General features: G+C 70.8%; 15 protein-coding genes. 10 read left to right on the plus strand and 5 right to left on the minus strand.

Going from position 1 to position 17702, the window contains the following annotated elements; all coding sequences use genetic code 11:
• The first annotated feature begins 11 nt into the window (after positions 1–11).
• The 5 genes from AXA68_RS12435 to yciH all read left to right on the plus strand — a co-directional run bounded on the left by AXA68_RS12435 (position 12) and on the right by yciH (position 6363).
• On the plus strand, positions 12–1340 hold the full coding sequence (locus tag AXA68_RS12435; RefSeq protein ID WP_066417298.1) for a dihydroorotase: 1329 nt from the start codon (positions 12–14) through the stop codon (positions 1338–1340).
• A gap of 147 nt (positions 1341–1487) precedes the next feature.
• Positions 1488–2552, plus strand: coding sequence for an AAA family ATPase (locus tag AXA68_RS12440; protein ID WP_066417299.1), 1065 nt, complete (start codon positions 1488–1490; stop codon positions 2550–2552).
• Between the two features lie 4 nt (positions 2553–2556).
• On the plus strand, positions 2557–3693 hold the full coding sequence (locus AXA68_RS12445) for a DUF58 domain-containing protein (RefSeq protein WP_066417300.1): 1137 nt from the start codon (positions 2557–2559) through the stop codon (positions 3691–3693).
• A complete protein-coding gene (locus AXA68_RS12450) occupies positions 3690–5963 on the plus strand; it encodes a transglutaminase TgpA family protein (RefSeq protein ID WP_080505253.1) in 2274 nt (757 codons plus the stop codon). Before AXA68_RS12445 ends, AXA68_RS12450 begins: the two co-directional genes overlap by 4 nt.
• Before the next feature lie 106 nt (positions 5964–6069).
• Positions 6070–6363 (plus strand): stress response translation initiation inhibitor YciH, encoded by a 294-nt coding sequence (gene yciH / locus AXA68_RS12455; RefSeq protein ID WP_004046732.1) that lies wholly within the window; start codon positions 6070–6072, stop codon positions 6361–6363.
• Positions 6364–6458: 95 nt separating this feature from the next.
• Here the strand turns inward: yciH and AXA68_RS12460 are convergent, their stop codons facing one another.
• On the minus strand, positions 6459–7292 hold the full coding sequence (locus AXA68_RS12460) for a geranylgeranylglycerol-phosphate geranylgeranyltransferase (protein WP_066418612.1): 834 nt from the start codon (positions 7290–7292) through the stop codon (positions 6459–6461).
• A gap of 143 nt (positions 7293–7435) precedes the next feature.
• Between AXA68_RS12460 and AXA68_RS12465 the strand changes: the two genes are divergently transcribed.
• Positions 7436–8479: a hypothetical protein gene (locus AXA68_RS12465; protein ID WP_449272152.1), complete on the plus strand. Its 1044-nt coding sequence runs from the start codon at positions 7436–7438 to the stop codon at positions 8477–8479.
• A 565-nt stretch (positions 8480–9044) separates the two neighbouring features.
• Here AXA68_RS12465 and AXA68_RS12470 read toward each other — a convergent pair.
• Together AXA68_RS12470 and AXA68_RS12475 are read right to left on the minus strand one after the other, a co-directional pair.
• On the minus strand, positions 9045–9722 hold the full coding sequence (locus tag AXA68_RS12470) for a TIGR00266 family protein (RefSeq protein WP_066417305.1): 678 nt from the start codon (positions 9720–9722) through the stop codon (positions 9045–9047).
• Between the two features lie 102 nt (positions 9723–9824).
• Positions 9825–10649 (minus strand): polysaccharide deacetylase family protein, encoded by an 825-nt coding sequence (locus tag AXA68_RS12475; protein WP_066417307.1) that lies wholly within the window; start codon positions 10647–10649, stop codon positions 9825–9827.
• Positions 10650–10790: 141 nt separating this feature from the next.
• On the opposite strand from AXA68_RS12475, the gene AXA68_RS12480 reads away from it, so the two are divergent.
• A complete protein-coding gene (locus AXA68_RS12480) occupies positions 10791–12107 on the plus strand; it encodes an ArgE/DapE family deacylase (protein WP_066417308.1) in 1317 nt (438 codons plus the stop codon).
• Between the two features lie 75 nt (positions 12108–12182).
• Here AXA68_RS12480 and AXA68_RS12485 read toward each other — a convergent pair whose 3' ends face one another.
• Positions 12183–12833 (minus strand): HVO_0476 family zinc finger protein, encoded by a 651-nt coding sequence (locus AXA68_RS12485; RefSeq protein WP_066417311.1) that lies wholly within the window; start codon positions 12831–12833, stop codon positions 12183–12185.
• Between the two features lie 616 nt (positions 12834–13449).
• Between AXA68_RS12485 and prs the strand changes: the two genes are divergently transcribed.
• The 3 genes from prs (at position 13450) to AXA68_RS12500 (ending at position 16148) form a co-directional block, all read left to right on the plus strand.
• On the plus strand, positions 13450–14325 hold the full coding sequence (gene prs, locus AXA68_RS12490; protein WP_066417314.1) for a ribose-phosphate diphosphokinase: 876 nt from the start codon (positions 13450–13452) through the stop codon (positions 14323–14325).
• A gap of 3 nt (positions 14326–14328) precedes the next feature.
• Positions 14329–14511, plus strand: a complete 183-nt coding sequence (locus AXA68_RS12495) for a hypothetical protein (protein ID WP_066417317.1) — start codon at positions 14329–14331, stop codon at positions 14509–14511.
• Between the two features lie 98 nt (positions 14512–14609).
• Entirely contained in the window at positions 14610–16148 is a 1539-nt protein-coding gene (locus AXA68_RS12500; protein ID WP_066417318.1) for a replication factor C large subunit, read from the plus strand.
• A gap of 31 nt (positions 16149–16179) precedes the next feature.
• On the opposite strand, the gene AXA68_RS12505 is transcribed toward AXA68_RS12500, so the two are convergent.
• Positions 16180–17418 (minus strand): sensor histidine kinase, encoded by a 1239-nt coding sequence (locus tag AXA68_RS12505; RefSeq protein WP_080505254.1) that lies wholly within the window; start codon positions 17416–17418, stop codon positions 16180–16182.
• Between the last annotated feature and the right edge of the window lie 284 nt (positions 17419–17702).

Here is a 17702-nt window from a genome sequence, read left to right on the forward strand (position 1 = left end):
AGCGCGTAGGCATGCTCATCACGGGTGCGGAACTGGCCGACGGGCGGGTCCGGGACGTCCGGGTCCGAGACGGGACGGTCGTCGCGGTCGAGGAGGGCCTCGACCCGGTCGCCGGCGAGCGCGTCGTCGACGGCCGCGGGCGACACCTCCTGCCCGGCGCGATCGACGTCCACGTCCACTTCCGGGAGCCCGGCGGGAGCCACAAGGAGACGTGGGAGACGGGGTCGAAGAGCGCGGCCGCTGGCGGCGTCACGACCGTCGTCGACCAGCCGAACACCTCGCCGCCGACCGTCGACGGCGACGCCTTCGACGCGAAGGCGGACCTCGCGGCCGCCTCGCACGTCGACTACGGGATCAACGGCGGCGTCACCCCCGAGTGGGACCCGGACGCGCTGCTCGACCGGCCGCTGTTCGCGCTCGGCGAGGTGTTCCTCGCGGACTCGACGGGCGAGATGGGGATCGACGCCGACCTGTTCGCCGAGGCGGTCGCGGCCGCCGCCGACCGCGACGTCCCGGTGACGGTCCACGCCGAGGACGCGACCCTGTTCGACGAGTCGGCGCTCGACGGCGACCTCGGCGGGGTCGGAACCGCCGCGAACGCGGACCCGTGGTCGGCCTACCGCACCGCGGCGGCGGAGGCGGCGGCCGTCGAGCGCGCCCTGGAGGTCGGCGCGGACGCCGGCGGGCGGATCCACGTCGCACACACCTCGACGCCGGAGGGGATCGACGCGGTTCGGGCGGCCGCCGACGGGGACGCGAACGCCACCTGCGAGGTCACCCCGCACCACCTCTTCCTCTCGCGGGAGAACGCCGGTCGCCTCGGCACGTTCGGCCGGATGAACCCGCCGCTCCGCTCGGAAAAGCGCCGGGCGGGAGTCTTCGAGCGGCTCCGCGACGGCGACGTCGACGTGGTCGCCACCGACCACGCGCCCCACGCCGTCGACGAGAAGCGAACCGGGCTCGCGGACGCGCCGAGCGGGGTCCCGGGCGTCGAGACGATGTATCCCCTCCTCCTGGAGTCGGTCCGGACCGGCGAGCTGTCGCTCGAGCGCGTCCGCGACGTGGTCGCCGCCAACCCGGCGTCGATCTTCGGGCTCGATCGGAAGGGGCGGATCGCGGAGGGCGCGGACGCCGACCTCGTCCTCGTCGACCTCTCGAACCCGCGGGAGATCGAGGCGGGCGCGCTCCACTCGAAGTGCGGCTGGACGCCCTTCGAGGGCTCCCGCGGCGTGTTCCCCGAGATGACCGTCGTCCGCGGCGAGCCGGTGTACGAGCGGGATCCGATCACCGGCGCGGAGGAGTTCGGCGAGCCGATCGGTCGGAACGTCCGGAGACGGTAGTCCGATCGGCCGAGCCGACCGCGGCGGAACGCCTATGCCGTTCCTACCCTTAGGATCGTGTACGAGACATATCATGCGTCGTGTTCACATGGTTCATTACGGCCGGGGATCGAGCGTCGTCGCGACCGCGGGGGACGCCGGAAACCGATGAACGACTCGCCAGACGCGACCGGCGTCGACGACTCCACGGCTGCCGGTGAGGACGCGATCGACGCCGACGGCGCGTCGCCGGCCGGCGACGGCGCGGTCGGCCCGGGGGATCCGAACCCGGACCTCGCCGATCGACCCGCCCTGGACGTCGACGCCGCGGCCGACCTGGTGGACCGGCTCGTCGAGAACGTCGAGTCCGTGATCGTCGGGAAACGCGACGCGGTCGAACACGTCCTCGTCACGCTGCTCGCCCGGGGACACCTGCTCGTCGAGGACGTCCCCGGCGTCGGCAAGACCACGCTCGCGAAGGCGGTCGCCCGCTCCGTCGACGCCTCCTTCAAGCGGGTCCAGTTCACGCCGGACCTCCTCCCCTCCGACGTCACCGGGGTCAACGTCTTCAACCAGCGCACCGACGAGTTCGACTTCCGGCCGGGGCCGGTGTTCGCGAACGTCGTGCTCGGCGACGAGATCAACCGCGCCCCGCCGAAGACCCAGTCGGCGCTGCTCGAGGCGATGGAGGAGAACCAGGTGACGACCGACGGCGTCACGCGGACGCTGCCGGACCCGTTCTGTGTGATCGCGACCCAGAACGACGTGGAGCCGGGGCGCACCTACGAGCTGCCGGTCGCGGAGGTCGACCGCTTCACGAAGAAGATCCGGCTCGGCTACCCCGACGTCGAGTCCGAGGCGGCGATCCTCGACCGGACCGTCGGCGACCACCCGATCGGCTCGATCGAGCCGGTCGCGACCCTCGAGGACGTCCGACGGGCGCGCGCGACCGTCGCGGACGTCGCGGTCAGGGAGCCGGTCCGGAACTACGTCGCCCGGCTCGCGGAGTACACGCGCCGGAACGCGGCGCTCGGCGTCAGCCCGCGCGGGAGCCTCGCGCTGTTGCGGACCGCACAGGTCAGGGCCGTCCTCGACGGCCGCGGCTACGTGATCCCCGACGACGTCCAGACGGAGGCCCCGACGGTGCTCGCCCACCGGATCCGAACCGACGCGGGCGCCGCCGGCGGCGACGACGTCGTCGCGGAGGCGCTCGACCGCGTCCCGGTGGAGTGAGGGGATGTTCGACGCCTCGCTCACCCGTCGCGGTCGGGTCGTCCTCGCGGTCTGTCTCGCCGGCGCGGCCATGGCCGTCGCGGTCGGCGGACGGTCGCTCAACGCCGTCGTCCTCCCCGGCGTCGTCGCGCTCGCGGCCGGCTACGTCCAGGTGTCGCGGCTGGAGGCGCCGGGGGCCCGCCGGTCGGGGCTCGTCGACGGGTTCGTCGGCGAGGAGCGCGAGGTCCGCGTCGACTTCGACGGCGGCGCGCCGGGCACGCCCGTCGACCGCCCGTTCGTCGCGGCCGTCCGCGACCGCCTCGAGGACGGGCTGGTCGCCGAGTACGCGTCCGCCGGGGCGGTGCGAACCGCCGTGGGATCGGAGCCGGCGACGTACCGCCTCCGGCTTCTCGAGCGGGGAGAACGGCGGCTCGGGCCGATAGAGGCGTCCGCGACCGACGTGTTCGGGCTCTTCGAGCGGCGTCTGGTCGTCGACGAGCACGACCGGATCGTCGTCTACCCCGCGGTCCGCGCGATCCCCGCGTGGTTCCGGCGGGGGCTGTACGCGGACGAGACGCTCGGGGCCAGCCGCCAGCGCGAGGAGTTCGACCGGCTCCGCGAGTACGCTCGCGGCGACTCGCTCCGGGACGTCCACTGGCCGGCGACGGCCAAACACGACGAGATCGTCGTCAAGGAGTTCGCCGCCGAGACGGACCACCGCCGGGTGTCGATCGCGGGCGAAACGCGCTACTCGGCCGACGCCGCCGCGGCCGACGTGCTCGCGACGGCGACGGCGAGCCTCGCGCTCTCGCTCCTCGACGACGGCGTGCCCGTCGACGTGCGGCTGCCGGCCGGGGAGGTCGCCGCCGAGCCCGGCCCCCGGGGACGGCGCGAGCTCCTCGAACTCGCCGCACGCACCGGGCCGGGATCGATCGACGACGGCCGGGAGACGGACGTCCGGATCGTCGCCGAGCGCGAGGACGCCCGGATCCGGACCGAGGACCGAACGGTCCGGTTCTCGGAGATGGAGGCGGCCGGAGCGAGCGCCTCGAGCGGCGCGGGCTCCGGGGAACGAACCCGCCGGGGTGACCGGACGGAGCAGGGGGACCGGGCCGATCGAAGCCGCGGGAAAGTGGCCGGACGCGGCGGGGTCGGCGGATGACGGACCGCCCGTCCGAAGCCTCGGCGAGTCCCCGCGACGGCGGCCCGTTCGGCGTGGTTCCCGCCGGCCTCACAGAGCCCGCCGCGCTCGGGGTCATCGTCGCCGCCCTCGCGTACGTGAGCGCGTTCGCCGCGGTCACGAACGTGGTCGGCGGAACTCCGAGGCTGCTCGCGGTCGTCGCGGTCGCCGCCGTCTGCGGAGCCGCGCTCGCCCGCTCCGTCTCCCCGCGGAGCGCGGTTCGGCTGACGGCTGCCCTCTTCGTCGTCGGGCTGGTCGGGTACTACCTCACGATCCCCGGAAGCCGGGTCGCGATCGGGACGCTCGGGGCCGTCGCCCTCGACGTCGTCTCGCTCCTGACCGGGCTCTCCGTGCTCCGGCTCGTGTCGGTCGACGTGTGGGTGCTCGTGATCGCGCCCGTCCCGACGTTCCTCGTGGCGTACCTCGCCGGACGGGGCCGTCACGTCGCCGCCGCCACGGTTGCCGGCGGGACCCTCGGGTTCTTCGTGCTCACCGGGGACGCTGGCGACGCGGTGACGCTCGCGGGCGTCGTCGGCGTCGCGCTCGCGGTCGGGCTCTCGACCGTGTCGATCCCCGGGGGGCTCCGGAGCCACGGCGGGACCCTCGCGACGGTGCTCGCGGTGATGGTGCTCGCGAGCGCGACGGTGACCGTGTTGCCGGCGGGCGCGGCCCAGCCGTGGGCGGTCGACCGCGGCGCGCCGGAGCTCGAGTCCAGCGTCGTCGGCGGCGACGAACTCGAGATCGTGGGGACGACGCGGCTCTCGCCGCAGGTGCGGTTCACGATGGAGAGCCCGGTCGATCGGAACTGGCACGTGGCGTCGTACGACACCTACACCGGCGACGGGTGGGTCCGGTCGGGCGAGGAGCGCCCGCTCGACGGGCCGCTCTCGGGGCCGCCGGGGGAGACCCGGAGAGTCGAGTCGACGTTCACGGCCGAGACCGACCTGGAGACGATCCCCGCGCCGTGGCAGGCCGTCGCCGTCGGCGGGGTCGTCGGAGAGGCGGCCCAGGTCGACGAGCGCGGGACGATCCACCCCGGCGGACCGATACTCGAGGGCGATCAGGTCGCCGTCGAGAGCCAGGTCCTCGACGCCTCGCCGGCCGAGCTCCGGAACGCGGGCACCGACTACGACCCGGCGATCGTGGAGCGGTACACCCAGCTCCCCGAGAGCACGCCCGACAGGGTCGGCGAGCGGACCGCGGAGGTCATCGCGGACGCGGACGCCGACAATCCATACGACCAGGCGGCCGCGATCGAGTCGTACCTGATCGAGGAGTACGACTACTCGCTGACGATAGACCGGCCCGAAGGAGACATCGCGGACGCGTTCCTCTTCGAAATGACGGCCGGCTACTGCACCTACTTCGCGACGACGATGGTCGCGATGTTGCGCTCACAGGGCGTGCCCGCGCGGCTCGAGACCGGCTACTCCAGCGGCCAGCAGGTGGCCGAGGACGAGTACGTCGTCCGGGGACAGAACGCCCACACGTGGGTGTCGGTGTACTTCCCGGGACACGGGTGGGTCGCGTTCGACCCGACGCCGGGCGCGGACCGCGACCTGGCCCGCTCGATCAGGCTCGCGGAGGCCCGCTCGGACGGCGTCGAGGGGATCGACACCAACCAGTCCGGCTTCGAGATCTCTCCCGGCATCCAGGAGGAGCCGAACCGGTTCCCGGAAGCGAACGCGACCGGGAACGGGACGGACGACGGGAACGGATCGACGGCGTTCGACGGGGCGAACTCGACCGCGAACGACTCCGTACCGGAGGAACTGCGCCCCGAGCGGAGCACCTTCAGCTCCGCGCCGACCGGCGACGGCGGCCCCTCGCTGCCCTCGCGGGAGGTCCTCGGGTACTGGCTCCTCGTCGCGATCGTCGCGACCGCGGGCGCGCGCCACGTCGGCGCGACCGACAGGGCCTACCACGCGGCGCGGGTCCGGCTGCCGGGTCGGTCGCGGACGCCGCGCGCGGACGCGGAGCGCGCCTTCGCCGACCTCGAGCGGATCCTCTCGCGGCGGTACCGCGAGCGTCGGGTGGGCGAGACGCCGCGGGCGTACCTCGAGGCGCTCCGCGCGCGCGGCGTCGACGACCGGGTCCACGCGGTCGGGGAGACCTACGAGCGGGCGGCCTACGCCGGGGAGGTGAGCCGCGCGGAGGCCGACGCCGCGAGGCGGGCGGTGCGGCGGATCGCGCTGGAGTCGACGCCGCTCGTCGGTCGGCTGTTCGACCGGGAGTCGACCACGGACGAGTGATCGGCCGGTTCGGGGCGGCTCCGCGTCGGAACCGCGCGGGATCGGGTCGAATCGGGGAGGGGTGCCGACACTATTTAATACGGGCATCCTGTACTCTCGAACTGTAATGTCGGAAGTCTGCTCGACGTGCGGGCTGCCCCAGGAACTCTGCGTCTGCGAGGACGTCGCGAAGGAGTCCCAGCAGATCAGCATCCGCATCGACGAGCGCAGGTACGGTAAGGAGGTAACGGTCATCGAAGGGTTCGACCCGAAGGACGTGGACATGAGTTCGCTGTCCTCGGACCTGAAATCGAAGTTCGCCTGCGGCGGCACCGTCGAGGACGGGGCCATCGAGCTACAGGGGAACCACTCGGGTCGCGTGGAGGACTTCCTCCGCGATAAGGGATTCAACGTCGCGTGACCGCCACCTGAGTACCCGCCGTCGAGCGCTCCTCGCCGTTTTTCACGTTCGCGAGCCGTGGTTCTCCGTTCACGACCGATCGGGCCGGCCCGATCTCAGAGCAGCAGCGCCGCGCGCCCGACGACGAACGCCGCCGTCGCGAGGAACGTCCCGTACTTGAAGCGGCTCTGTGCCGCGGTCGGGTCCGAAAAGCCCTCGTAGCAGGCGTACAGCATCACCGCGTCCGCGACGGCGACGACGACGAGGTAGACCGCCCCGAAGGTGCCGAGGAGGTATGGTAGCGGGCTGACCGCGACGGCGACGAGGAGGGTACCGGCCCCGACCCACAGCGCCCGGCGCTCGCCGACCGCGACGGGGAGCGTCCGGAGGCCCTCCTCGCGGTCGCCGGCGAGGTCCTCGACGTCCTTTATCACCTCGCGGGTGAACGTCGAGAGCGCCGCCAGCGCGGCCAGCACGAGCGGCGCGTCGAGACCCCCGACCGCGGCCCCGCCGAAGAGGAACGTCGAGCCGACGAGGTAGGAGACGAGCGCGTTCCCGAGCCCCGGCGTCCCCTTGAACACCGTGGTGTAGGTGACGAGCGCGACCAGGTTGACCGCGGCGATGGCGAGGGCCGCGAGCGGGAGGAAGGCGGCGAACCCGATCGCGGCGGCGAAGAGCGCCGCGGAGAACGCGAGCGCGCCGCGCGGGGAGACCGCGCCGCGCGGGATCGGCCGGTTCGGCTGATTTATCGCGTCGATCTCGCGGTCGAAGTAGTCGTTGATCGCGTTGCCGGCGGCGACCGCGATGGCGGTCGTGACGACCGCGACCGCCGCCGCGAGCGTCGCGTCGCCGATCCCGGCCACGAACGCGCCGGTGGCGGTCAACACGCCGGCGGCGACGCAGTTCCCCGGCCGCGTCAGCTCCAGTGCCCCACGTAACGTGTCTTGCAACTCGTTTCCGTCCACCGGCGCGCGCGACATAAACGACGCGGGATCGAGCGGAACGGAACCTGCCTCGCGGACCCGCGCCGAAGGCTTCGATCCGCCTCTGTGCCTCACTAACGTTTATGCCACGAGCCATGGAACGTGCGCATATGGCCAAAGGCCTGGACGTCGGTACGATGAACATCCTCTCGGGGCGACAGGAAGGCTCCGAGACCGTGTTCGTACAGCAGCGCAACTCGTTCGTGGAGATCGAGTACAGCGATATGGCCGAGCAGATGCTCTCTCGAAGCGAGGTCCTCCACATCCGGAAGGACGACAAGGTGTACGTCGTCGGCGACGACGCCCTCAACTTCGCGAACATCTTCAACAAGGAGACGCGGCGGCCGATGCAACACGGGATCCTCTCGAGCGACGAGTCCTCCGCGATCCCGATGATCAAGCTCATCACCGAGCAGGTGGTCGGCGAGCCCTCCCGCCCCAACGAGCGGCTGTTCTACTCCAGTCCCGCCGACCCGATCGACTCGCCGCTCACGACGCTGTATCACGAGAAGACGCTCGAGTCGATGCTCGGCGACATGGGGTACGACCCCGAACCCATCAACGAGGGGATGGCCGTCATCTACTCCGAGCTCGCCGACAACAACTTCACCGGGCTCGGGATCAGCTTCGGCGCGGGGATGACGAACGTCTGTCTCGCCTACTACGCCGTGCCCGTGATGAAGTTCTCCATCGCCCGCGGGGGCGACTGGGTCGACGAGCAGACCGCCCAGGCGACGGGGACCCCCGTCGACAAGGTCACGAGCATCAAGGAGGACGACTTCGAACTGGACTTCCGCACCGACGTCGGCGGCGTCGAGGGCGCACTCGCCATCTACTACGAGAACCTGCTCGACTACGTCATCGAGAACATCACCCGCGAGGTCGACGAGGAGGACGTCGAGGAGGGCCTCGACGTGCCCGTCGTCGTCACCGGCGGCACCTCCAGCCCGAACGGCTTCGAGGACCTCTTCGCCGACCACCTCGCCGACGCGAACATCCCGTTCTCGATCAGCGGCGTCCGCTCGCCCGACGAGCCGATGTACAGCGTCGCCAGCGGCGCGCTGGTGGCGGCCCGCTCCGAGGAGGGCGCGGACGGCGACGCCGGCTCCGCGGAGACGGAGGCGGCCGAGGCGGCTCCCGAGTCCGAGGACTGACCGACCGGGTCCGGACCGGTCCCCGCTACCGCGTCCGTTCGACCGATCGTCCGATCGCCGCGAGCGACGCGGCGGCCATCCCGCCGTCGCCGTCATCGCCGCCGTCGTCGCTCCCTGCGGCAACGCTCAATTCAACACGAACGATTATTAAGGATAGGCGAATAGGGGCGAGCGTGGCATCCGTAGTACACGACTGATCGGCGATCGGAGCCCGAACCGGCGGGTGCGGTTCCCATCGGGCGCGAGGATGGCGAGACGGACGGCACCGACGACGAACTACCGACGGCGGCGGAGGCGGTCGCGCGGGCGGCCGCGACGTTCGACCCGACGGACACGCGGCGGATCCCGAACGGGACCGACGAGTGGAACGGGTACGCGGGGTCGTGTCACGACGCGGAGTGACCCCGCGGCGGACCCTTTTAGACGGCCGAGCGAGTACCGGCGAGCGGCCGATGACGAACCACCGCTCCGAGCCGGACTCGGCACCCGGCGACGACGAGCCCTATGAGTGCCGAGGCCACACCTTTGGTGCCAAACGCCAGTGGAGAGCGACACTCACGTCCGCTTATTCGCCCTGACTCGGCATCCGGCGCGCGAGCACCGACACCAGCGCGTCCATATCGCGCGTCTGGTACCACGCCGTCCCCGGCCCGGTGAACTCGAAGACGAGCCCCTCGCCGCCGAGGAGGCTCGATTTGAGGCCGCCGACCCGCTCGATCGAGTAGTCGATCGTGTCGTCCCAGGCGACCAGGTGTTGGTTGTCCAGGACGTAGGACTCGCCGGCGTCCAGTTCGATCGTCTCGAGGCCGCCGTAGGAGTCGACGAAGGCGGTTCCGGTCCCCTTCAGCGCCAGCGGCGTCAGGCTGGCCTCGCCGAGCATCGACTTGAGGCCGCCGATCTCGGAGTCGATGTCGATCCCGTCGGTGGCCGCGAGGAACGCGCCGTCGACGGTGTAAAGCGTCTCGTCGCGAAGCTCGTGGGCCGCGACGTCGCCGGGTGACGGCGGGGCGAACGTCACCGTCCCCGTCCCGCCCTCGGCGGTGAACTCGTTGGCGAAGGCGGACTCCCCGCCCAGGAGCGACTTCGCCGAACTGAGCAGGCCGTCCCGGCTCGTGCCGGTGTCCATCGAGACGGTCGCGGAGTGGCCGACCAGCGCGCCCGGCTCGGCGACGATCGACTCGCCCGGCTCCAGCGTGACGATCAGGTGCGTGTACGACGGCTTGTGGGTGAACTCGTACTCCATGGGTGAACGTGGGTGGATTCCGCGGATCAGTACTTAAATTGATGGTTCGTGGCGGATCGGCCTCAGCGGCGGACCGTCCGCTCCCGACCCGCCCGCAGCCCATCAGTCCTCTCCGGACTCCCACCGGTCCGCGATCTCCTTCCCCGTCGTGATCCACGTGTCGCCGGTCGAGAGAGCGTGCTGGATCAGCTCCTCGAGCGCGTCGATGCGGCCGGCGCGGCCGATGATCTGCGGGTGCATCGTGAGGGTGAACGCGCGCTCCCGCTCGTGGAGCCCGTCGAACTCCCGTCGCCACGAGTCGAACACTGGTCCCGTGGGCGAGATGCCGCTCTGATACGGGAGCTGCGGGTACATCTGATACCCGAAGTACGGCCAGTCGTCGAGCGACCAGTCGAACGGGACCTCCACTATGCCCTCGTCGTGGACGTACGGGAGGTCGGAGTCCATGAGCGTCGACTCCCACCGGATCCCGTTGTCGGCGAGCAGCTCGAGCGTGTGGTCGCTCAGGTCGGAGGCCGGGCTCCGGTAGCCGACGGGGGTCTCGCCGATGAGGTCGTCGAAGACGTCGAGCGCTTCCTTGACGTCCGCCTCCTCCTCGGCCCGAGAGTCGAAGTTCGAGGGGTTGACGTGCCGGTATCCGTGGTGGCCGATCTCGTGGCCGGCCTCGTGGATGGCCCGGACCGTCTCCGGCCAGTCCTCGGCCACCTTCCCGGGGACGAAGAACGTACACTGAAGATCGTACCTGTCGAACAGTTCGAGTATCCGCGGGACGGCGACGTTCGGGCCGAACTCCCCGCGCGTTCGGATCGGCGGGGTGTCCCAGGCGTCGTCGCGCTCGATCCGGAGGTTCCAGATCTCGTCGGCGTCCAGATCGAAGGTGAAACACGCGGCGCTCCGATAGCCGTCCGGCCAGGGGGAATCTGACATGGTACACGATGCGTCTCTCCGGCGACGAGAGTATGCTTTTCGGCGGATCCGGCGCGACGGATCGTGCCGCCGGCGGGGCGAGCCGGCAGGGCGGTTCCTCCACCGGTCGATTTATACTCGACTTGTTCGCAGTGATCGAGCATGACAACGAGTGTCTTACGGGAGGCGATCGGCGAGCGCGTCGAGGAGAACCGGGATCGCCTGGTCGAGTTCCTGGAGGAGCTCGTCTCGGCTCGATCGCTGCCCGGCGAGGAGGGGCCGGCACAGGAGGTGATGAAGGCGAAGTTCCGCGACCTGGACCTCGAGGTGGACGTCTGGGAGCCGGACGCCGACGCGCTCCGCGAGCATCCGGGCTTCTTCGAGACGACGCCGTACTTGGAGTACGGGTACGAGGGGCGCGAGAACGTCGCGGCGGTCGACGCGGCGACTGACGAGGACGGTCGGTCGCTCGTCGTGAGCGGCCACGTCGACGTCGTCAACCCCGACCCCGTCGACGACTGGACGTACGACCCCTGGGACCCCACGGTCGAGGACGGGCGGATGTACGGTCGGGGGACGATGGACATGAAGGGCGGCATCGCCGCGTTCGTCCACGCCTACGAGTGTCTCCGGGACCTCGGGATCGACCTCGCCGGCGAGCTGACGCTCCAGACGACGATCGAGGAGGAGGCCGGCGGGGTCGGCGGCGTCCTCTCGGCGCTGGAGCGCGGCTACCGCCCCGACGCCGCGATCGTCGCCGAGCCGTCGGGCGTGCCGAAGATCGGCGTCGCCAGCGCCGGGGTCCTGTACTTCCGCGTCACCGTCCCCGGAAAGACGGCACACACCGCCTACAAGTTCCTCGGCGTCGACGCGGTCGGGAAGGCGTTCGAGGTGTACCGAGCGCTGGAGGCGTACCACGACGATCTCAACGACCGCATCGAGGACTACGGCCCCGCGCTCAACCAGTACCCGGAGGCGGCGGGCAGCACCGCCAACCTGAGTCTGACGAACATCGAGGTGCCCGGCTCGTGGACATCGACCGTTCCCGGCGAGGCGGTCATGGAGTTCCGGGTCGGCTGGCCACCGACCGCGAATCTCGACCGACACGAGGTCCGCGAGGAGGTCGAGGAGGTCGTCGCCACGGTCGCGGCCGAAGACGAGTGGCTGAGCGAGCACCCGCCGGAACTCGAGTGGTTCGGCTGGAGCACGGACCCGCACGAGATCGACTACGACAGCGACTTCTACCGGCTCGTCTGCGAGGAGACGGAGGAGGTCACCGGCGGGAGCGTGGAACACCGGGGGGGCCTCGGCGGCAACGACGAGCGGTTCTACAACCGGTACTACGGGATCCCGACGCCGAGCGTCGGCCCGGAGGGCGGCAACGGACACGGGGCCGACGAGTTCGTCGAGATCGACTCGCTCGTGGAGGCGGCGCAGATCCACGCGCTCACGATGGTCGACTGGTGCGGGGTGAACTGAGACGGGCTCGACTTCCGGACTCCGCGCCGCGCCGATCGACCCGCCCAGGCGGAGGCAGGCGGTGCCCGATCGACGCTACCAGGCGGACCAGGCGGTCAGGCTCTCGTCGCGGCCGTAGATCCGCTTGAGGTCCTTCGCGTACGCCATGTCGCCGGCGTGGTCGAGCTTCTCGTGGCGGTACTCGGGGGCGTCATCGCGGATGTGGAGTCCCTCGATCGTGAACTCCTCGTCGCCGAACTCGACGGTCTCGCCGACGACGAACTCCATGTCGCCGGGGACGTTCACGCGGACCGAGCGGGTCCGGTCGGCGTCGCCGTCCTTCGGGTGGAGCGTGACGTCGACGGCGACGTTGTCGACCGCGCGGGTCCACAGCGTCTCGACGCTCGTTATCGCGGCGTCCTCGACGCGGTGTTCGGGGCCGAGTTCGATCCCGGTGATCCGGACCTGCATCAGCGCGTCCTCGGTGTCGACGACGAACTCCTCGCCGGTCTCGACGCCGCCCTCGGCGGGGACCTCCATCTCGGTGGTGAAGGAGTCGCCGCCCTGCGAGACGACGATGGTGAGGTCGATCGTCTCCTCCTCGGGGATCTCCGCTTTGTGCGTGTGGCCGCAGTCGGTACACCGGACGGTGGCCTGGCCGCCGGGTTTCAACACCTCGTGGACGGTCTCCTCGCCCGGCGAACACGACGGGCAGACGAGACCGACTCGGTCTCCGGTTTCGGTCATTACGGCGTCGTTCCCGCCGCGCGCGTAAATATCCGCTCCCCTGGGTCCCGTGTGCGTGCCAGTGGCAGCCGTGTACGGGAGGGCTCCCCAAACAGGAATCGCTCAGTGTAGGTGAGGCAACGATCGGCGTGCGGTGGCGCGCCGGTGAGCGGGCCGAAGGCCCGCGAACCGTCCGCGAGGGATGCTGCGAGCGGTGAAACCGCGAGCAGCGAGGCTGGGGAGGCGTGGGGTGCGGTGCTGTGCGGAGTGGGGCGGGACTCAAAGGGGCAGTCGTGAGGACGAAGCCCCGGCGACGCAAGCACCGCAGCGAAGGAGCGGAAGCGACTGAGCGAGGAGCACAGCGAGCCGCGCGAGTCCTCACGACTGGGGCTTTGTGAGTGTTCACCGCGTCAGCAACGATCCGCCTCTATCCATCTGACTCTCTCACGAAACATCCGTTCTATTAGCAAGCAGATTCTCACGGCGGATTCGAAATCAGAGCGTAAAATAAACACCGAGAGAGGAGTTTGCTGACGTCCTACTGTACGTGTCAACGACCACCGAGCGCGTGTCGGCGTCTCGACCGTCGCGGCCGAGTACAGAAACTGGTTTACCGGTGTCGGCGGAACGGACGCCCATGATCGTACCCGGGTCGAGTTCGCAACTGCTCGCGGCCGCGCTCGCCGAGGAGACGGGTCGCCCGCTGGCGACTGCGACGTACGACCGCTTCCCGGACGGCGAGCGCCTCGCCGCCGTCCCGGAGTTCGACGGCGAGGAGGCGACCGTGGTCGCGACGACCGACTCCGACGAGGCGTGGGTCGAACTCCTCCAGCTCCAGGACGCCGTCCGCGAGGCCGGCGCGGAGCGCGTGACGACCGTGCTCCCGTACATGGGATACGCCAGACAGGACGAGTCGTTCCGCGACGGCCAGCCCGTCTCCGCGCGGGCGATGGCGCGGGCGGTCTCGGCCGGCACCGACCGCGTGGTGCTCGTCAACCCGCACGAGCCGGGGGTCGCCGACTTCTACGATGTCCCCGTCGAGACGGTCGACGCCGCGGGCGTCCTCGCGGCCCCCCTCTCGGACCTGCGTGACCCGCTCTTTCTCGCGCCCGACGAGGGGGCGATCGGGATCGCCGAGACCGTCCGGGACGCGTACGGCCGCGGCGAGACGGACCACTTCGAGAAGCACCGCGACCGCGAGACGGGCGCGGTCGCGGTCTCCCCCTCCGACGCCTCCGTCGCCGACCGCGACGTCGTCGTCGTCGACGACATCGTCGCCACCGGGTCGACGATGAGCGAGGCGGTCGACGTGTTGGTGGATCGCGGGGCCGAGCGCGTCGTCGCCGCCTGCGTCCACCCGATGCTGGCCGCGAACGCGGTGACGAAGCTACGGGCGGCGGGCGTCGACCGGATCGTCGGCACCGACACGATCGAGCGCGGCTGTAGCGTCGTCAGCGTCGCGCCGGTGCTCGCGGAGGCGCTCGTCGCGGACGCGATCGCGGAGGAGCGGTGACGGATGGACGGCGATCGGTATCACGTCGCCGAACTCCACGCCGGGGTCGAGCCGATCCCGATCGAAGCGGATCCCCTCGCCGCGCTGCGGGAGGAGTTCGCCGACGTCGACGCGACGGTGGACGAACTGCGTGACGGGGCACGGGACGCGGCCCTGAACGAGGCCGGACGCCGAACGCACGGGTGACCTCCGAGGAGCGTTCCACGTTGCGGTTCGATCCGGGGAACGTCGACGAGGAGTAACGCTCCGCAACCACTAAACGGCGCTCGCGCCTCCTTCCGATAATGGCCGACTGGACGGAGCGGTACCGCCCGAGCACGCTCTCGGAGGTCCGCGGCAACGACAAGGCCCGCGACGCCTTCGCGGAGTGGGCGCGCTCGTGGGACGACCACCGCGAGGCCGTCATCCTCCACGGCAGCCCGGGCGTCGGGAAGACGAGCGCGGCACACGCGCTGGCGAACGACATGGGCTGGGAGACGGTGGAGCTGAACGCCTCCGACCAGCGGACCGCCGACGTGATAGAGCGGTTCGCCGGGCGCGCGGCCCGAAACGCGACCCTCGGCGGGAGCGCGGCCGGCGGCGGCGCGAGCGGCGGCGACACCGCCTCCAGACAGCTCGTGATCCTCGACGAGGCCGACAACATCCACGGCAACTACGACCGCGGCGGGGCCTCCGCGATCACGGAACTCGTGAAGGAGTCGGGCCAGCCGATCGTCCTCATCGCCAACGAGTTCTACGACATCTCCCGCGGCCTGCGGAACGCGTGTCAGGAGATCGAGTTCCGCGACGTCTCCGCGCGCTCCATCATGCCCGTCCTGCGGGACGTCTGCCGCAAGGAGGGGATCGAGTTCGAGTCCGACGCCCTCCAGCGGATCGCCGAGCGCAACCGCGGCGACCTGCGGGGCGCGATAAACGACCTCCAGGCGGCCTGCGAGGGCCGGTCGTCGATCGCGGTCGAGGACGTCGTCACCGCCGACCGCGACAAGGCGATGGGGATCTTCCCGTTCCTCGACGCGGTGCTCAAAGAGGAGTCCGCGGAGGAGTCGCTCCGGTCGGCGTACGCCGTCGACGAGACGCCCGACGACCTCACGAAGTGGATCGAGGACAACATGCTCTCCGTGTACGACGCGGCCGAGGCGACCCGCGCGTACGACTTCCTCGCGAACGCGGACGTCTGGCTGGGTCGCGTGCGCGCCAGCCAGAACTACACCTACTGGCGGTACGCCACCGACAACGCGGCCGCGGGCGTCGCCGCCGCCCGCGACGGGACCAAGGGCGGGTGGACCCGGTACGGCCGCCCGCAGTTCTGGCCCTCCTCCGATTCGACCGCCGACGAGGTGGTCGGCCGGATCGCCGAGGCGAGCGGCTGTAGCGTCGCCACCGCGCGCCGGGAGGTGTTGCCGTTCCTCGCCGCGATCACCCACCACTGTAAGCCCCGCGAGCTCACCGTGGCGATGGCGGCCGCCTACGATCTCGACGAGGCCGGCGTGGCGTTCGTCACCGGCTCGGGCGAATCGACGAACAAGGTCGAGTCGATCGTCGAGGACGCGCAGGAACGTCGCGAGGCGCGTATGGCCGATCACGCAGAGGGCGCGTTCGCCGGCGGGGGCGCACGCGCGAGCGACTCGAGCGACGCGGGCGACGGTGCCGGCCGCGACCGCGAGGGACGCGACGCCGAACGGGACGCCGACGGAGCGACGGACCACGGAGGGACGGACCACGGCGGGCAGAACGGTGGAGGGTCGAACGACGGCGATGACGCCGAGGAGGACGGCGACGCCGGAGGCGACGACGGGCAGTCGGGGCTGAGCGACTTCGTATAGGCCGGGCGCGTTGAGGCCCTCCTCACTCTCCTCACTCGGCGGAGCGAGAGCTACCGCCGGCGGTCGTTTCGCCCGCGGCCTCGTCGCCCCCGATGTCGTTGTCCGCGACTTCTTCGTCCGCAATGTCGTCGTTCACGGTCGTCTCGTCTCCGGTCCCGTCACTCGCGGTCTCGTCACCCGCGGTCCCTCCCCCCTCCCCATGCGTTTCGACGCCGGCGAACTCGAAGCGAGCGCCGCCGTCGCGGCCCTCGGTCACGGAGACGGTCCACCCGTGCGCCTCGGCGATCCGCTCGACGATCGCGAGCCCGAACCCCGTCCCCTCCTCTGCGGTCGTGTGGCCGGGTTCGAACACTTCCTCGCGCTCCTCCTCGGGGATTCCCGGCCCGTCGTCGGCGACGTAGAACCCGTCGTCGGTTCGGCCGACGAGGACGTGCACGCCGTCGGCGTCGGCTCGACGGTCGTCGGTCGCGTCCCCGTCGACCGGGTTCGAACCGCCGCGGACGAGCGTCGCGTTCTCGCCGACCGACGCCACGTCCGCGTCGATCCCGTCGGCCGACCCGTGTTCGATCGCGTTCCGAAAGAGGTTCTCGAGGGCCTGTCGAAGCCGGTCGTGGTCACACTCGATCCGCGGGAGCGGCTCCTCGACGACCAGTTCGGCGTTCGCCGTCCGCCCGACCGTGGCCCACGCCCGGTCGACGACGCGGCTGAGGTCGGTCTCGGCGGTCGCCTCGACGGACCGGCCCTCGCGGGCGAGAGAGAGGAGGTCCGAGATGAGGTCGTCCATCCGGTCCAACGCGTCGTGCGCGCGGTCGATCCGTTCGATCGCGTCGTCGCCGGCGAACTCGCGGGCCAACTCGAGGTTGCCGACCGCGACCGAAAGCGGGTTCCGGAGGTCGTGGCTCACGACGCTCGCGAACTCCTCGAGCCGCTCGCGCTGCTGTTCGAGCCGGCGCTGTCGTTCGACCCGATCGTACGCGGGGAGCAGGTAGCCGATCACGTCTCCGTTCTCGACGCGCCGACCGTGCTCGTGGACCCACGTGCGGTGGTCGCCGTCGCGGCCGACCCGGTAGGCGACGTCGACGTCGCCGGCCGCGAGCTCCTCCCGGAGGCGATCGCGGTCCTCCGGGTGGACCGCGTCGAGCCAGGCGTCGTGCGGGAGATCCTCGACCGGAAGCTCCGGGTCGCCGGCGGACTCGAGATCGAGTCGGTCGGGATCACCGTCCGGTCGTCGGTAGGCGACGCCCGGTCGCGGATCGGCCCCCGAGGACATATGTCGCCGAGTCGTTGGTGAACCGTCATAAGTCTTATCTGAATAACATTTGTCCGACGGTGAGATCAACGATAACGAGAGGGGAATTAACGCGTGAATCGATGAAAGAACGTAGGAAGTCGCGGTACGAACCGGATCGCGACCGATAACGAACCCCCTCGTGTCGCGAGACGCCACCGGTCGGCGGGACCGATCTCGAGCCCGGGCGGTGGAGCGGAACGAAGACCGAAGCGAAACGGAGACCGAAGCGGGCGGGACCGAAGCGAAATAGGGAGCGGAGCGGA

This window comes from Halorubrum aethiopicum (assembly GCF_001542905.1).
Lineage (GTDB): Archaea > Halobacteriota > Halobacteria > Halobacteriales > Haloferacaceae > Halorubrum > Halorubrum aethiopicum.